Origin of the sequence: Nocardia farcinica (assembly GCF_029867845.1) — a bacterium.
GTDB lineage: Bacteria > Actinomycetota > Actinomycetes > Mycobacteriales > Mycobacteriaceae > Nocardia > Nocardia farcinica_A.
Genome location: NZ_JARWRU010000747.1, coordinates 1 through 2,683, shown reverse-complemented (window position 1 = coordinate 2,683; position 2,683 = coordinate 1). Strand labels below are relative to the sequence as shown.

Annotated in this window: 2 protein-coding genes; both read right to left on the bottom strand. The window is 70.7% G+C overall.

Annotated features, from left to right (window positions below; all coding sequences use genetic code 11):
- Positions 1-88: 88 nt before the first annotated feature.
- Positions 89-745 (bottom strand): phosphate signaling complex protein PhoU, encoded by a 657-nt coding sequence (gene phoU, locus QH283_RS16385; RefSeq protein ID WP_280503853.1) that lies wholly within the window; start codon positions 743-745, stop codon positions 89-91.
- A gap of 92 nt (positions 746-837) precedes the next feature.
- A partial coding sequence (locus QH283_RS16380; RefSeq protein WP_280503852.1) for an LCP family protein occupies positions 838-2,683 on the bottom strand: 1,846 nt, incomplete at its 5' end.

Here is a 2,683-nt window from a genome sequence, read left to right as displayed (position 1 = left end):
CCCCCCCCCCCCCCCCCCCCACCACAAAAAAAAACCTCGCCCCCCCCCGCCCGCGCCCGCCCCCTTCCGTCGTGTCAGGGAAGCCGGATCAGTGGTCGCCCTCGGGCGGCAGCTCGCCGGTGACCAGGAAGACCACCCGCCTGCCGATCTCGACGGCGTGGTCGGCGAAACGCTCGTAGTAGCGGCCGAGCAGCGTGATGTCGACCGCGGCCGCCACGCCGTGTTTCCAGTCCCGGTCCATCAGCAGGGTGAACAGGTGGCGGTGCAGATCGTCCATCGCCTCGTCCTCCTGGTTGAGGCGCGCGGCGCGCTCGGGGTCGCGGGATTCGAGCACCTCGCGGGCGCTGTGGCCCATGCTGACCGCGATCCGGCCCATCTCGGCGAAGTAGCCGGTGACCTCGTCCGGCAGCGCAGGCTGCGGGTGCCTGCGGCGGGTCACCTTGGCGACGTGCACCGCGAGCTTGCCCATGCGATTGACATCGTTGACGATCTGGATGGCGCTGACCACCTGGCGCAGGTCACCGGCCACCGGCGCCTGCAGCGCGAGCAGGGCGAAGGTGCGCTCCTCGGCATCGGCGATCAGCTCACCGATGCGGTCGCTCTCCCCGATCACCTGTTCGGCCAGCGAGAGGTCGGCCTCGAGCAGCGACCGGGTCGCCCGGTCCATGGCCGAGCCCGCCAGGTCGGCCATCTCGCCGAGGAGTGCGGCGAGATCGGCCATTTGCTCGTTGTAGATGACACGCATGGTTGCAAAGCGTAGTGCGGCCCGGCAACCAGGTCACCAACGGTGGGTTACGGGCAGGTGCCCCGCCCACGATGGTGAGCCGGATCACCCGATCAGGCGCAGAGTTCGCCCGCGGCGTTGATGTGCTCGAGGTCCTCGGGCAGCTCCAGCGGCGGCTGGGTGGAGACGCCGACCGGCGGCAGCCCTGTGATGGGCGAACCCGTCTCGGTCGGGCTCTGCACCACAAGGCCGGTGGCCGAGTCCATGCCGATCACGATCTCCACGACACCGCCGAGATCCTCGTCGATCTCCAGACTCGCGCCGGGGACCGCGCTGGCGACGGTGGCCGCCTCGTCCTCGTAGCCGCTGGCGAAGCGGACCTTGGTCACCGAGGAGGTGCCGAGCTGGTAGTTGGCCACGTTGTAGATGCCGAAGCCCTCGTTGCTGAAGCGGTTCGCCGCGGCGGCCGCCAGACCCGAGTAACCCGAGCCGTTGGACACCATCAGGCTGATGGTCTCCGGGTCGACGGCGGTGTACTCCGGCGGCGCGGGCGGGGCGGCCGGTTCCTGCGGCTCCGGCTCGGCGGGGGTCTGCTCGCCGGGCAGCGGGCGGTCGTCGCGGATGGCCGAGAAGATCGCCTTGATGTCCTGCTCGCGCGGGATCTCGTTGCCGTAGTCGGTGGTGCCCGCGGTCGGGATGGTCAGGAAGGTGACCGCGCCCGCGTCCACCTTCTGCAGTGAGCGGCCAAGGCGCAGCAGATCCTCTGGCTTCACGTTGTCGACGAAGGTGTGCTTGGTGAAGGCGTTGATGAAGTTGTTCAGCTTGCCCGGGTCGAGCAGCACGTTGCTCGACAGCGCCCCGCGCAGCAGCGAGGCCATGAACCGCTGTTGACGGTTGATGCGGTCGTAGTCACTGCGCTCCTCACCGATCACGTGACGGGCGCGCACGAAGTTCAGCGCGGTGTGCCCGTCGACCACCTGCTTGCCCCCCTGGGCGAGCACGGTGCCGAGGATGGTGTCCTCCAGCGGCCCGTTGACGCACACCTCCACGCCGCCGATGGTGTCGACCATGGCTTCGAAGCCCGCGAAGTCGATGCCGATGAAGTGGCCGATGTTCAGGCCGCTCATCTTGCGGACCACGTTGACCAGGCAGCGCGGCCCGCCGAGGGCGTAGACGGCGTTGAGCTTGTCGCCCATCGCCGGTTCGAACACCTCGTCGGTGTAGTCGGCGGCGTCGTTGTCCCAGCGGTTGCACTGTGGCCGGGTGACGTCCAGGTCGCGCGGGAACGACACCGCCACCACGCGGCGCCGGTCCTTGGGGATGTGCACGAGCATCACCGTGTCGGCGCGCGCGCCCTCGGCGTCTTCCAGCGTGCCCGCGCCCATGGCGCCGTTGGCGCCCGCGCGGGTGTCGGTGCCGACGATCAGGTAGTTCTCGTCACCGAGCTGCAGGTCGCCGTCGACGACGTCCTCGGAGTTGCCGTCCAGCGCCGAGACCTGGGTGAAGCTGTCGCCGGTGGACTGCAGGTAGCTCCAGCCGCCGCCGGTGGTCAGCAGGGCCAGCACCGCGAACATCGCCGCCATCGAGCGGCCGAGCGTACGGAACCGGCGGTTGCGGCGCTGCTTGGCCGTGGCCGCCCTGGACGCGGGTGCGGCGGGCACCGCCTTCGGCTCGGCCTTCGGGCGGCCCTTGCCGCCGCGGCCACGGCTCAGCGCGCCCTTGCCGGGGCTGCCCGGCTGGTCGGTTTCGCCGTCGATCTCCTCGCGCCGTGGCCTGCCCGCCTTCTCCGTCGTCGGCCAGCGCCCGTCGCCGCTCTTCTCGGCCTTCTCGGCCGGGATCGCCGCGAGGACGTCGGTGACCTCCTCCGGCCGCTCCGGTGGCGTCGCGCCCCGCTTGCCGCGCCTGGCGTCGGCGCCCGCCTGCTGACCGGCGGTGATGTCCTCGACCACCGGGGAGGTC